At 70.9% G+C, this 13312-nt stretch carries 11 protein-coding genes; 10 read left to right on the top strand and 1 reads right to left on the bottom strand.

The genetic code is table 11. From position 1 onward, the window contains the following. Positions 1-127 precede the first annotated feature (127 nt). From IEZ17_RS22145 to IEZ17_RS22120, 6 genes are all read left to right on the top strand, one after another. Positions 128-781: a helix-turn-helix transcriptional regulator gene (locus IEZ17_RS22145; protein ID WP_189302787.1), complete on the top strand. Its 654-nt coding sequence runs from the start codon at positions 128-130 to the stop codon at positions 779-781. Further along, a complete protein-coding gene (locus tag IEZ17_RS22140) occupies positions 778-1911 on the top strand; it encodes an aminotransferase class I/II-fold pyridoxal phosphate-dependent enzyme (RefSeq protein WP_189302785.1) in 1134 nt (377 codons plus the stop codon). The genes IEZ17_RS22145 and IEZ17_RS22140 overlap by 4 nt, the downstream gene beginning before the upstream one ends. Then, positions 1908-2894, top strand: coding sequence for an ornithine cyclodeaminase family protein (locus IEZ17_RS22135; RefSeq protein ID WP_189302783.1), 987 nt, complete (start codon positions 1908-1910; stop codon positions 2892-2894). Before IEZ17_RS22140 ends, IEZ17_RS22135 begins: the two co-directional genes overlap by 4 nt. A 981-nt stretch (positions 2895-3875) precedes the next feature. Beyond that, positions 3876-4961 (top strand): ABC transporter substrate-binding protein, encoded by a 1086-nt coding sequence (locus tag IEZ17_RS22130; protein ID WP_189302782.1) that lies wholly within the window; start codon positions 3876-3878, stop codon positions 4959-4961. A gap of 44 nt (positions 4962-5005) precedes the next feature. Then, a complete protein-coding gene (locus IEZ17_RS22125) occupies positions 5006-6070 on the top strand; it encodes a FecCD family ABC transporter permease (protein WP_189302932.1) in 1065 nt (354 codons plus the stop codon). Next, positions 6067-6891: an ABC transporter ATP-binding protein gene (locus tag IEZ17_RS22120; RefSeq protein ID WP_189302780.1), complete on the top strand. Its 825-nt coding sequence runs from the start codon at positions 6067-6069 to the stop codon at positions 6889-6891. Before IEZ17_RS22125 ends, IEZ17_RS22120 begins: the two co-directional genes overlap by 4 nt. 68 nt (positions 6892-6959) lie before the next feature. Here the strand turns inward: IEZ17_RS22120 and IEZ17_RS22115 are convergent, their stop codons facing one another. Beyond that, complete coding sequence (locus IEZ17_RS22115) at positions 6960-7184, bottom strand: heavy-metal-associated domain-containing protein (RefSeq protein ID WP_189302778.1); 225 nt, start codon at positions 7182-7184, stop codon at positions 6960-6962. 316 nt (positions 7185-7500) lie between these two features. Between IEZ17_RS22115 and IEZ17_RS22110 the strand changes: the two genes are divergently transcribed. The 4 genes from IEZ17_RS22110 (at position 7501) to IEZ17_RS22095 (ending at position 13188) form a co-directional block, all read left to right on the top strand. Further along, positions 7501-8946, top strand: a complete 1446-nt coding sequence (locus IEZ17_RS22110) for an MFS transporter (protein ID WP_189302776.1) — start codon at positions 7501-7503, stop codon at positions 8944-8946. A 16-nt stretch (positions 8947-8962) separates the two neighbouring features. Beyond that, positions 8963-10789 carry an asparagine synthase (glutamine-hydrolyzing) gene (asnB, locus tag IEZ17_RS22105; protein ID WP_189302774.1) on the top strand — a complete coding sequence of 609 codons (1827 nt, stop codon included), beginning with the start codon at positions 8963-8965 and terminating at the stop codon, positions 10787-10789. Between the two features lie 11 nt (positions 10790-10800). Then, positions 10801-12078, top strand: coding sequence for a cytochrome P450 family protein (locus tag IEZ17_RS22100; protein ID WP_189302772.1), 1278 nt, complete (start codon positions 10801-10803; stop codon positions 12076-12078). Between the two features lie 177 nt (positions 12079-12255). After that, on the top strand, positions 12256-13188 hold the full coding sequence (locus IEZ17_RS22095; RefSeq protein ID WP_189302770.1) for an L-tyrosine/L-tryptophan isonitrile synthase family protein: 933 nt from the start codon (positions 12256-12258) through the stop codon (positions 13186-13188). The last annotated feature ends 124 nt before the right edge of the window (positions 13189-13312 follow it).

The following is a 13312-nucleotide window of genomic DNA, read 5'->3' as shown; positions in this document are numbered from 1 at the left end:
ACGGCTCCTTCGAGGTCCGCCGCGACCTGGGCATCTTCTGCTTCCGGTGCGGCAATGCCGCCCACGTGCCCGACGGGAGTTTACGGAGAGGTGGACATCCTGTCCATTCTGGACGTAAAGTCCAGCCATGATGACTGTGGAGGAGGGCGACGACCCTCGTGTGCGGATGTGGGCACCGGCGTGCCAGGCGGTGGCGCTGCTGCTCGGCCCGTATGCGGAGGTGGTCCTGCATGATCCGGATACCGATCGGATCCTGGCCGTCTGGAATCCGATGAGCTCGCGCGGCCCGGGGGATCCGTCGCTGCTGGGTGAGCTGGATGCCCTGGATCCGTCGGCGCGGGACGTGTTCGGGCCGTACGAGAAGCTGCTCGCGGACGGTCGGCGCCTGTCATCGGTGAGCGCGATCCTGCGTGATGCGGAGGGCAAGGCTTCGGCGGTGCTGTGCGTCAATCTCGACCGCACGCCGCTGGAGCAGGCCGCGGCTGCGCTGTCCGCGTTCGGCGCACCGACCGTGTCCCGTCCGGAGCCGCTGTTCGAGCAGGACTGGAGCGAGCGCGTCCAGCACATCGTCGGCGCTTACGTGCGCGAGTGCGGCCGCCCGGTGGAGCGGCTGACCCGCACCGACCGCCTGGCCGTCCTTGCCCGGTTGGATGAGGCCAAGGTCTTCGCCGTGCGCCGTGCCACCCCGGTTGTCGCCCGCGCTCTGCGGGTCTCCCGATCCACCCTCTACGGCCTGCTGGCCGAGCTCAGAGCATCGAACGCAAAGGACCAGACGCGATGACCCGACTGCCCGACTTCCGCCTGGAAACGTACTTCTCCCGGTGGGAGTTCACCGCGCGCCACCACATGACCGCCTCTGACGTCCAGACCATGACGCTCACCGAACTGCTCGCCCTGGCTGACGATCAGGACCGGACCGCGTTCGAGAACCTGTCGCTGGGCTACACCGACACCTACGGTGATCCGGCCCTGCGCGAGGTGATCGCCCAGATGTACGAGCGGGCGGACGCCGCGGACGTCATCTGCTTCGCGGGCGCCGAGGAGGCCCTGTACCTGGCGATGAACGTTCTGCTCGACGCCGGTGACCACGCGGTGGTGGTGACCCCGAACTACCAGGCGGCCGAGACCGTGCCGCTGGCGCTGTGCGAGGTCACCGGCGTCGCCCTCGACCCGGACCGCGACTGGGCCTTGGACCTCGACCAGATAAAGGCGGCGATCCGGCGGAACACCCGGCTGGTGTCGGTGAACTTCCCCAACAACCCCACCGGCAAGGTCATCAGCACCGCCGACTTCATCGAGCTGGCGCGGCTGTGTGACGAGCACGGCATCCATCTGTTCAGCGACGAGGTCTACCGCGGCCTGGAACGCGATCCGGCCCGGACCCTGCCGCAGGCCGCCGACCTGTCCGAGCGCGCCCTGTCGCTGAACGTGACCTCCAAGTCCCTGGGCCTGCCAGGTCTGCGGATCGGTTGGATCACCTGCCGCGACCGCACCCTGCTCACCCGGCTGGAACGGGCCAAGCACTACACCACCATCTGCAACTCCGCCCCCAGCGAGGTCCTGGCCCGCATCGCGCTCAAGGCCCGCACGACGATCCTGGACCGCAACCGGGCCCTGATCGCACGCAACCTACCGCTCTTCGACGCCTTCTTCACCGAGTTCCCGGACGTCTTCGACTGGCAGGCCCCGGACGGCGGCTGCGTCGCCTACCCCCGCTACCTCGGCCCGGAAGGAGTCGAGGAGTTCTGCACCCGCCTGGTGGAGGAAGCCGGCGTGCTACTGCTGCCCGCCAGCATCTACCGCTCCGAACTCACCCCCACCCCCACCGACCGGTTCCGCATCGGCATCGGCCGCGCCCATCCCGAAGAGGGCCTGACCGCCCTCACCCAGTGGATGAAGGCGCACCGATGACCCAGCCCCTCTTCGACGCGGCCGCCATCGAGCAGGCCGCCACCCCGCACCTGGTCCTCGACACCGTCCGCGACGCACTGATCGCCCACGCCCACGGCCGCACCACCGTGCCACCACCACTGCATCTTCAATTCCCCGACGCCGACGGCGACTGCCACGTCAAAGCCGGCTGGGTCACCGGCGCCCCCGACTTCATCGTCAAGATCGCGACCGGCTTCTACCGCAACCCCAAAGCCGGCCTGCCCACCAACCACGGTCTGGTCTGCGTCGTCAGCGCCCGAACCGGCCAGGTCCAAGCGATCCTCGACGACCAGGGACTGCTCACCGCCTGGCGCACCGCCGCCGCAGGCGCGCTGATCACCCACGCCATGGCCCGCCCCAGTGCGACAACCCTGGCCGTCTTCGGCACCGGAGAACAGGCCCGGCTCCAGGTCGAATGGCTCGCCAGGCTCCGTCGGATCGGCACGGTACTCGTCCACGGCCGCAGCCAGGACAAAGCCGGGGCGCTGTGCGAGGAGTTCAACGCGCACGGGCAGCACGCCCGGCCCGCCTCCGCCGAAGAAGCCGCAGGCGCCGACATGATCATCACCACCACCCCCGCATCGGCCCCAGTACTGGAGGCCGCCCATGTCCGCGACGGCGCACACGTAACCGGAATCGGCACCGACATGCCCCACAAGAACGAACTCCCCCCGGCACTCTTCGCCCGCGCGGCACTGATCGCAACCGACGACCACCAGCAATGCGTGGACCACGGCGACTTCGGCCGCGCAGTCCTCGACGGAAAGGTCACGTCCACCAGCGACACCCCGGTCGGTCTCCTGCTCGAAAAGCCTGTCGAACGGCCGGACGATGCGATCACCCTCGCAGACCTGACCGGCGTCGGCGCACTCGATGCAGCCCTCGCCTCAGCGGTCCTGCGCGCACTGACCTCGACCTCGACAGCGATGGTCAGTACCCCACGACAGTTCAAAGAATCCTGAGTTCAGGAAGGTGTGGATTATCGGGACCGGATCGGGTCGGACCTCTTGTCGGGGTGGGGGGACTTGAACCACACGTACACGCCGGTGATGCGGGGAGAACTGCGGCTCCCATAGCCGCAGGTTCGAGTCCTGGGCGGGAGCCGCAAAACATGGCTGGTCGTTCACGGGGCGTTGAGCTGAGGATCTATGCCACGGTGAGGGTTGAGGGGCGGGCGCGGCTGGTGCCACTGCCGCCGGGGACGGTTTCGAGGGCTGCCGAACCCCCGGGCATGGCGACGGAGGGGGCTGCTCTGCGCTGACGCTTTCCATGCGTTCGGCTGACACGACGGGTGGCTGGGCCGCCGGCGACTCGCCGCGCTCTGCGTCTGGTACGCCCGCGCTGAGCCGATTCCGGAGACAGCGGAGCTTCGATGGTCCGGCGACCGGACATCGCCAAGGTGGCGCGCCCGCGCCGCTGCAAGCGGTGCGGGGGCGGGTGAGCCGGTCAGCTGCGCCTCACACAGACCTGGACGAGCAGGGACGTGCCCCGCAGTGGGGCGCTGGGACTCGGGCTCCGGCCCCGGGAGCGCGGGGGTGAGCGATCGCCGTCGACGGCGACGGGCGGCAACGCATGTCATCGCGGCCAGGGCGAGGAGGAGCCCTGTCAGCATGAAGGCGGTCAGTGGGGTACGAGAGTCGGGCAGGCATCCGTCGTGTTCCGAAGAGTCGTGGTCGTCATTGAGAGCGGGTACGTCGGCCCGCGCCGTCCCGTCCTCGCCAGCGACGCCGGCGTCGGCGCGCGGGCCACCTCGTCGTAAGCAGAAAGTCGTGATCTATTGCAGCCCGTGCCCAATCGGGGGATGCGTGCAGCTTGAGTGCCGAGAGCGGTTGCCCTGAGCCCATGTGGCAATCGGTCGGGAACTCCGCAGGGGTTTGCCCCGACTACTGGAGCGGGTGGCGGAGGTTCGTCCGCCGCTGCCGAGTGGATCTTGGAGGGTTTCGATGCGTTCTCGTGTGTGGGGCGGTACGGCGGTCGTCGTACTCGGCGGCCTGCTGGCGGCGGGCTGTGGCGGCGGGGTGAAGGACGCGTCGGGCGGGAGCGGTGGGAAGGCGGGGAAGTCCGCCGCCGGCGACTACCCGGTGTCCGTCACCGACTGTATGGGTGCCAAGACCACCTTCTCCGAGGCCCCGAAGAAGATCGTCACCAGTAACGCCTCCAGTCTGGAGCTGCTGCTCCGCCTCGGCGTCGGCGACCAGGTGATCGGCACCGGCTTCCCGCCGGGCAAGGGCACGCTGCCCGGTGCGCTGGACGCGCAGGCGCAGAAGGTCGACGTGCTCGGCAAGAGTGTGATCCCGAAGGAGAAGCTTCTCGGCTCCGGCGCCGACCTGTACATCGACACGTTCGCGGCCATGGGCGGCATGGGCGGGGGAGGGATGGGCGATGTGCCGACCGAGGAGGAGTTCAAGGCGGCCGGGATCAGGCACATCTACCTGAAGTCCACCGCCTGCGCGGCGCGGAGCAAGAGTCCGGTGACGGACCTGTCGGCGGTCGAGGCCGACATCACCTCGCTCGGCGCGGTCACCGGCACGAGCGCCAAGGCGAAGGAACTCGTCGCGGGGATGAAGGAGAAGGTGGACGCGGTCCGGAAGGCGGTGGGTGGTACGGAGGAGAGCAAGCGGCCGACGTACTTCTTCTTCGACTACGAGGCCGGTACCAAGCAGCCCACCGTCATCTGCAACCGCCAGGTCGCCAACGCGGTGATCACCCTGGCCGGAGCCCGCAACGTCTTCGCCGACTGCAACAGTGACCGCAAGCAGGTCGGCTGGGAGGACGTGATCGCCAAGGACCCGGACTGGATCCAGCTCGGGGTACGCAACCGGGGCAGCGACGCGGCGAACAAGAAGGGGTTCGACGAGGCGCAGCAGTGGCTGGAGACCAATCCGGCCACCAAGGGCCTGAAGGCGGTCAAGGAGGGCCACTTCCTGCGCATCGGCTCCGAGCAGACCACCATCGCCGGGGTCGAGAACGCCGACACGGTCGAGGCGATCGCCAAGACCCTCTACCCGGGCAAGGTCGGCCAGTCGTGATCTCGACGCTGTCCGCGTCCCGCCGCAAGGCCACGGACGCGAGCCTGGACGACGGGAGCCGGGACGACGGGAGCCGGGGCGCGCGGAGTCTGCCCGCGGGACCGCTGGCGTTGGTTCTCGGTGTGGCACTCCTCGTCGCGCTGACGGCCGCGGTGGCCTGGGGGTCGACGTCCATTCCGCCCGGCGAGGTGTGGAGCGTGGTGGGGCGGCGACTGGCCGGTGAGGGCCCGCGCCCTGGCACGGACGACCTGATCGTGTGGCAGCTGCGGGTCCCGCGTGCGTTGCTGGCCGCGCTCGTGGGCGCCGGGCTCGGTCTCGTCGGTACGGCGGTGCAGGCGCTGGTGCGCAACCCGCTGGCCGACCCGTACATGCTGGGCATCTGCAACGGGGCGTCGCTCGGTGCGGTCGCCGCCATCGTTCTCGGTCTCGGCGCGGGCGGGGCGCTGGGCCTGGGGCTGTCCGGTGCGGCCTTCGCCGGCGCGCTGGCCACGTTCGCCCTGGTGTGGGTCATCGCCCGGCGGGGCGGGGGGTTCGCGCCGCTGCGGCTGGTACTGGCCGGGGTGGCGATCGGCCAGTTCCTGTCCGGCTTCACCAGCTATCTGGTGTTGCAGGCCGGGGACGAGCAGCAGACGCGCAGCGTGCTGTTCTGGCTCATGGGCAGTCTGAGCGGAGCGAGTTGGCCGCTGCTGGCCGTGCCCGCGGTCGTGGTTCCGGCCGCCCTGCTGTGGCTCCAGGCGCGCGCCCGGGGGCTGAACGCCCTGCTGATGGGCGACGAGACGGCGGCCGGGCTCGGCGTCAACGTCACCCGGCTGCGCCGGGAGCTGTTCGCGGTGACCAGCGTGGTGACCGGCGTCCTGGTGGCGGTGTCCGGTGCGATCGCCTTCGTCGGTCTGATGGTGCCGCACGCCTGCCGTCTGGTCGTCGGCGGCGACCACCGCCGCCTGCTGCCGCTCTCGGCGCTGTTCGGCGCGCTGCTGCTGGTGGTGGTCGACATCGTCTGCCGTACGGCGATGGCCTCGCAGGAGCTGCCGGTCGGCGTGGTCACCTCGCTCATCGGGGCTCCGGCCCTGCTGTATCTGCTGGACCGGCGGCTGTGGAGCGGCAGTTGAGAATCGAGATCGAAGACCTGCACGTCGCCTACTCCGGCCGTACGGTCGTGGCGGGCGCCCATCTGGTGGCGGCCGAGGGCGAGATCACCGGCCTGGTAGGGCCGAACGGCAGCGGCAAGTCCACGCTCCTGCGCACCGTCTACCGGCACCTGAAGCCCACCGCTGGACGGGTGCTGCTGGCAGGCACCGACCTCCGTGAGCTGTCCGCGGTCCAGTCGGCGCGGCACGTTGCCGCGCTCCCGCAGGAACGGGGCAGTGACTTCGAGCTGACCGTCCGCGAGGTGGTCGCGATGGGGCGCACGCCGTACAAGCGGGCTTTCGCGGGTGATGACGCCGTAGACCGGGACATGATCGCCCGTGCTCTCGCCGATGTCGGGATGGAGGCGGCGGCCGGGCGCCGGTTCACGACCCTGTCCGGCGGCGAGCGCCAACGTGTCCTGCTAGCCCGTGCGTTCGCCCAGAATCCGGAGGTCCTGGTCCTGGACGAGCCGACCAACCACCTCGACATCCGACACCAGGTCGAACTGCTCGCCCTGCTGCGCGCCCAGCGCCGTACGACGCTGGTGTCGCTGCACGACCTCAACGCTGCCGCGGCGGTGTGCGACCGGCTGCACGTCCTGAGCGCCGGGGCCGTGGTCGCCTCCGGGGCACCCCGCGACGTCCTCACTCCCGCCCTGCTGGCCGAGGTGTTCGGCGTGCGGGCGGCCGTCGTCGACCACCCCCTCACCGGTGACCCCCTGATCGCCTTCGACCACCAGGCGCCAGTCGGCACGGAGACGGACGCGGCGGTGGAGGTACGCACCGTACGCACCGGCGGATGAACGAGGCCGGGCAGGAAGGCGATTGCGCCTCGCCGATGGCGTCCCGCCCGGCCCGCGGTTCCGGTTGATCAGGCGGCGACCGGGTCGGCGACGCCGTAACCGGCCTCGACGACGGCCGCGCGCAGCCGCTCGTCGTCGAGGTCGGTGCCGTGCACCGTGACGGCGTTCGCGGCGAGGTCCACCACGACCTCGCTCACGCCCGGCACCTCGGATACTTCTTCCCTGATGCTCGCCGCGCAGTGCCCACAGCTCATGCCGGTGACGTTGTACTGCTTGTACTGCTTCTGGGTCATGGGGGAACTCCTGGGTGTCGTGGGGGGCTTCCGGTTGAGTACGGGTCCGCGGGTGCGGATGTTCAGGGCGGCGCCCTCACCTCAGGAGTCGGCCGGGCGGGGCGCTGAGTTCCACGGAGCCGCGGGGGATCGTGGCCGTTCCGCTCACTGACCCCGACGCCACTAGCGGAACCCGACCCGCCGTGCTGGTCAGCGCAGAAAACCAGCCCCCCGGTCACTTTCTTGAGCGGAGCCGGGAACTCCCTTCAGATCCCTCACGACTCCTCAGACGGGGCTGCTGTCCGGCAGTCCGGTCATGACGATGAGGGGTGGAAGGGTGACACACCACGGTCCCGGTGCGGAACGGCCCGGTCACATACCCGTCGGCGAGGACCGCTGGCCGCTGGTCGCCGTGGCGGGCGTGCTGGCGTTCGTGGCGATGCTCGACATGAACATCGTCAACGTGGCCCTGGCGGACATCGCCGCGGGTCTTCATGTGTCCACCGCGACCGCCCAGTGGGCCGTGCTGGGCTACCAACTGCCCGTCGTGGCCCTGCTGTTGCCCGTCGGCCGGTGGCTCGACGGTGTGGGGCTGCGCTCCGCCGTGCTCACCGCGACCTGCGGATTCGGCCTGTGCAGCGCCCTGGCCGCCGCCGCACCCTGGGCGGCCTGGCTGATCGCCGCCCGCCTTGCGCAGGGTGCGTTCGCGGCGGTGCTGTTCGTGCTGATGCCGGTCCTCGCGGTCCGTTCCGTACGGCCGGAGAAGCGCGGGCGGGCGATGAGCGTGCCCGCCACCCTGGGACCGCTGGGCGCGGTGACCGGACCGGCCGTGGGCGGGCTGCTGCTGGACCACTTCGGCTGGCATGCGGTCTTCCTGGTCAAGATCCCCTTCTGCGTGCTCGCCCTGGTCGTGGCCTGGAAGGTCATGCCGCGGGACGGCGGGCTGCGCCGGCCCGACCGGCGGTCGGTGGCGGACGCACTGCTGGTGGCCTCGGGCGTGGCGGTCCTGCTGCTGGCGTTGACCCTGGCATCGGGCCGCCCGTCGTGGCTGGTGCTCGCGCTCGCGGCGGTCCCGACGCTCTGGTGGTGGCTGCGCGGCCCGGGCGGCCGGCCGGTGGCCGGTGTACTGCGGGCCACGGGGCTGTTCCGGGCCCACGGCGCGGTGCTGTCCCTCGCCACCGGGTTCGCCGCCATGCACTACGTGATCGCTCTGCACTTGCAGCGCGACAACGGTGTCAGCGCCACTACAACCGGGCTGACCGTCCTCGCCTTCCCCCTCGGCATGGGCCTGGCCGGACAGGTCGGCGGACGCCTCGCCGACCTCCCCCACTCTCGGCTTCGCTCGAGCGGGGGGACCCCCACCGGTCCCCGGCCGGTCGCGGTCACCGGCGCTGCCGTCACCGCCGTCGGCCTGCTTCTGCTGGTCCCGCTGGGCGACGGCTGGTCACCACTGGACGTGGCCTGGCGGCTGGCGCTGGCGGGCGTCGGCATGGGGCTGAACGGCGGCCCCACCCAGGCCCTGGTCATGGGCGCCGCACCACGGGACCGGATCGCGACCGTCGGGTCCACGATGCAGCTCGCCCGCACGCTCGGCTTCACTCTCGGGCCCGCCCTGGCCACCGCCGTCTGGGGGCTGACCGGACCCGACCAGGGCGTACGGGCGGGGCTCGCGCTGGCCGCCACCGCCGCCTGCCTCGCCGTGCCCCTGATCGCCCTGCCCGGCAGAAGACCCGCACCCGTCCCCGAGACGACGACCGACGCGGCGCCCGCCGCCCGTAACTGACCCAGGAGCCATGCGCATGTGCGGAATCACCGGCTGGGCGTCCTTTCACCGCGACGCCCGCACCCAGGCCCCGGTCATCGAGGCCATGACCGACACCCTCACCCCGCGCGGTCCGGACGCGGGCGGCGTCTGGCTCGGCGAGCGCGCCGCGATCGGCCACCGCCGCCTGGCCGTCATCGACCTGGCCGGCGGCGTGCAGCCGATGACCGACCGTCCCGACCGGCCGACCCTCGTCCTCAGCTACAGCGGCGAGGTCTACAACCACCACGAACTGAGGGTCGAACTCCGGGGCCGGGGACACCACTTCCGCACCCGCAGCGACACCGAAGTGGTACTGCGCGCCTACGCCGAGTGGGGCGAGGATCTCGCCGACCACCTGGAGGGCATGTTCGCCTTCGCCGTCTGGGACGAGCGAGCCCAGCGGCTGCTGCTGGTACGCGACCGCCTCGGCGTCAAACCGCTGTTCTGGGCCTCCGTCGACGGCGGCCTGGCCTTCGCCTCGGAACCCAAGGCCCTGTTCGCCCACCCGGAGATCCGGCCACGGGTGGACGCCGACGGGCTGCGGGAGGCGTACAGCCTGCTCTTCAACACCGGGCCGACGGTGTGGTCCGGGGTGCGGGAGGTGGAGCCCGGCGGCGTGCTCGTCCTGGACCGGGACGGCATCCGCGAGCGCCGCTACTGGCAGCTGGAGGCCGCCGTCCACGACGACGACCGGGACACGGCGATCGAGCGGATACGTGCGCTGGTCGGCTCGGCCGCCCGCGGCCAACTGGAGGCGGACGTCCCGGTGTGCAGCCTGCTGTCCGGCGGCATCGACTCCACCGTCCTGACCGCACTGCTCGCCGACGAACTCCGGCTGCGCGAAGGCCCGGACGCCCGCATCCGCTCCTATGCGGTCGACTACAGCGACCAGGCCGAGCAGTTCACCGGCGACGCGCTGCGCACCGGTCACGACACCCCGTACGCCACCGAGGCCGGTGCCTTCATCGGCACCGACCACAGCACGGTCGTCCTCGACCCGCACGCCCTGCTCGACCCCGAGCACCGCAAGGCGGTCGTCGTGGCCAGGGACTCGCCGATCGGCGTCGGCGACATGGACACCTCGCTGTACCTGCTGTTCGGCGAGATCCGCAAGCACTCCACCGTGGCCCTCTCCGGCGAGGCGGCGGACGAGGTGTTCGGCGGCTACCCCTGGTTCCACCATCCGAAAGCGCTGGCCGCGGACACCTTCCCGTGGCTGCTCGTCAACGGTGACGACGCCGCGATGCCGCTCAACCCGGAACTCGACCTGCGCATAGCGGAGTTCCGTGCCGACACGTATCGCAGCGCGCTGGCCGCCGTACCGCACCGGGACGGCGAAACCCTCGTCGAGCACCGGCAACGCGAGATGCAGCACCTGTCCCTGACCCGCTGGCTGCGCCAACTCCTGCACCGCAAGGACAGGTTGAGCATGGCCCAGGGCCTGGAGGTCCGCGTCCCCTACTGCGACCACCGCCTCGTCGAGTACGCCTTCGCCACGCCCTGGGCACACAAGAGCTTCGACGGCCGGGAGAAGAGCCTGCTGCGCGCCGCCGGCACCGGACTCGCGCCCGACTCGGTACTGCACCGGCCCAAGAACCACTACCCGGCCACCCACCACCCCGACTACAACCGCGGCCTCCAGGACCTCGCCCGCGACGCCCTGTCCAGCGAGCAGGTCCGTGCCCTGGCCGACGAGTCCCGCCTCAAGCCCGCTCTCGACACCCCGCCCGACCTGCTGGTGTGGGGCCACCGCCTCCGCCTCGAACGTGTCGTCGACCTGGCCCTGTGGCTGGACCACCACCGGCCCGAACTCGCCCTCTGAGGAGCCCTCGCATGACCATCCAGGAGCCACCCCTGCCGGCCGTGGAGCCGAAGCCCCGGCCCGAGCCCCTGCCCGACCCGGTCCCACTGACCGGCTGCCCCTACAAGAGCAACCCCTACCCCCTCTACGAGCGGATGCGCGAGGCCGGCCCCGTCCACCGCGTGCTCTTCCCCAGCGGCGTACAAGCCTGGCTCGTCACCGGCTACGACGCAGCCCACGCCGCCCTCAACGACGACCGCCTCGGCAAGAACCACGACCGCGGCAACGACCGCTGGCGCGCCCGCGCCTCGATCATGCCCGAACCCCAGCACTCCCAACTCCAGGTCCACCTCCTCCACCAGGACCCGCCCAAGCACACCCGCATGCGGCGCTTCGTCACCGACGCCTTCACCCCCCGCCGCATCGAGAGCCTGCGCCCCCGCTTCCAGGAACTGGCCGACGCCCTCATCGACGCACTCCCCGACACCGGCCCCGCCGACCTCGTCGCCGGCTTCGCCGCCCACTTCCCCTTCCAGGTCCTCGCCGAAGTCATCGGCCTACCACAGCAGTTGGCCGCCCGCTTCGACCGCGACTGGGGCAAGGTCGTCCAGCCCGTCGGCCCCACCGACCCCGGACGACCGCTCTACGAGGCCCGGTTGCACGGCCTCCAGAGCTACATAGCCCAGGTCGTCGCCCACAAGCGCGAACACTGGGACGACGACCTCCTCAGCCGCCTCGTCGTGGCCCGCGACCGCCGCGAACTGTCCCAGGAAGAGCTGGACTCCATGATCTTCCAGCTCCTCGTCGCCGGCCAGGAACCGGTCACCAACCAGATCACCACCGCGCTGATCGCCCTCTTCCGCCACCCCGACCAGCTCGCCCGTCTGCGCGACGAACCCGACCTGCTGCCCCGTGCCGTCGAGGAACTCCTCCGCTACGACAGCGCCTTCGAACTCACCACCTGGCGCTTCCTCGACCAGGACGACGACCTGCACGGCACCGAAGTCCCGGCCGGCGACTCCGTGATCGTCTCCCTGTGCGCGGCCAACCGCGACCCGCGCCGCTTCCCCGACCCCGACACCCTCGACCTCGAACGCACCCCCAACCCCCACCTCGCCTTCGGCCACGGCATCCACTTCTGCCCCGGCGCCGCCCTCGCCCGTACCGAACTCCAGATCGCCCTCGGCACCCTGCTCACCCGGCTTCCCGGCCTCCACCTCGCCATCAGCGACGAGGACATCGAGTGGATCCCGGCCGTCCTCGGCCGCGGCACCAACCACCTGCCCGTCGGCTACGACCGGCGCCGCTGAGACACCTCGGACACGCCTGTGACGCCGACTTCCGGCTGACCGGGTCCGGCCACACAGCCCGACCCGGCCCCGGAGCCGGACCCGGCTGATCCACCACCCCATCCGCCTGACGGCGCCTGGCCGCCCCCACGCCATGGCGCCATGCCGTCATGCCCGCACGCTTCCCGGAGAAACGACATGCCGCCGACAGCCACGCCGGACGCTCTCCCCACGAGAATCAGCACCGCCATCCTGAACATGCTCCTGCCGCACCACCGCACGACCGAACAAGCCCCCACCTCCGCCGGGAGGTTTCCCCACCAACTCCGCCAGATCGCCGACTTCGTACGCGACGACGCACCCGTCACCTTCACCCTGCCCGGCTTCCCCTGCAAGTCCCCCAACCCCACCAAAGTCCTCGGCCACCTCCCCGACCAGGGAGAACGCCTCTCCCTCGGCTTCCTCAACACCCTGTGCACCGAGATCGAGCGGATCCACCCGCCTGGCGCCCGCCTGGTCGTCTGCTCCGACGGCCACGCCTTCGGCGATCTCATCCGCGTCCCCGACGAGCACATCGACGCCTACGCCGACGAACTCCGCACCCTCATAGGTCAATTGGGCCTGACGCGACTGTCCGTATTCGATCTGCGCGACGTGTTCGGTGACCTCCCGCATGACACCAAACGCGCCCACCTCCACAAGAGCTACGCCCCCGCACTGGACGCCCTGCGCGCCGAGGTCCGCGCCGACGACAACACCCTCGCCCTCTACCGGGGCATCACCCGCTTCCTCGTCGAGGACACCGCCGACCACTCAGGCACCCGCTCCGCCCTCCAGCGCGAGTGCCGGCAACGCGCGTACGGCGTCATCCAGCGCAGCCGCGCCTGGGGCGACCTGATCGCCGACCACCACCCCCGCTCCGTACGCCTGTCCATCCACCCCCAACCCGTCGGCGCCCACAAGTTCGGCATCCGACTGATGGACGCGCCCGATGCCTGGACCACCCCCTGGCACTCGGCAGCCCTTCGCCGCACCGACGGCACCTGGACCCTCATGCCCCGGGCGAAGGCCGCTGAGCTGGGCCGCCTGATCGACTACGACGGACGGCCCAGCCACTTCGACCAGGGCTGATCGGACTGGCTGACCCATGGCTCGGCACGAGGAGGAGCCTGGTAGTGGGTGGCGGCGTCCCGTGAGCGTTCGCCGACGGGATCAGCGGGCGGGCGTCAACGATCAAGCTGACGTTGATCGTTTG

Source organism: Streptomyces albospinus, assembly GCF_014648695.1.
GTDB lineage: Bacteria > Actinomycetota > Actinomycetes > Streptomycetales > Streptomycetaceae > Streptomyces > Streptomyces albospinus.
This window is presented reverse-complemented; position numbering and strand designations above follow the sequence as displayed.

Coding starts and splice junctions, on each gene's coding strand:
- IEZ17_RS22140 (WP_189302785.1), top strand. CDS start 778: ATGACCCGACTGCCCGACTTCCGCCTGGAAACGTACTTCTCCCGGTGG.
- IEZ17_RS22135 (WP_189302783.1), top strand. CDS start 1,908: ATGACCCAGCCCCTCTTCGACGCGGCCGCCATCGAGCAGGCCGCCACC.
- IEZ17_RS22145 (WP_189302787.1), top strand. CDS start 128: ATGATGACTGTGGAGGAGGGCGACGACCCTCGTGTGCGGATGTGGGCA.
- IEZ17_RS22115 (WP_189302778.1), bottom strand. CDS start 7,184: ATGACCCAGAAGCAGTACAAGCAGTACAACGTCACCGGCATGAGCTGT.
- IEZ17_RS22095 (WP_189302770.1), top strand. CDS start 12,256: ATGCCGCCGACAGCCACGCCGGACGCTCTCCCCACGAGAATCAGCACC.
- IEZ17_RS22100 (WP_189302772.1), top strand. CDS start 10,801: ATGACCATCCAGGAGCCACCCCTGCCGGCCGTGGAGCCGAAGCCCCGG.
- IEZ17_RS22130 (WP_189302782.1), top strand. CDS start 3,876: ATGCGTTCTCGTGTGTGGGGCGGTACGGCGGTCGTCGTACTCGGCGGC.
- asnB (WP_189302774.1), top strand. CDS start 8,963: ATGTGCGGAATCACCGGCTGGGCGTCCTTTCACCGCGACGCCCGCACC.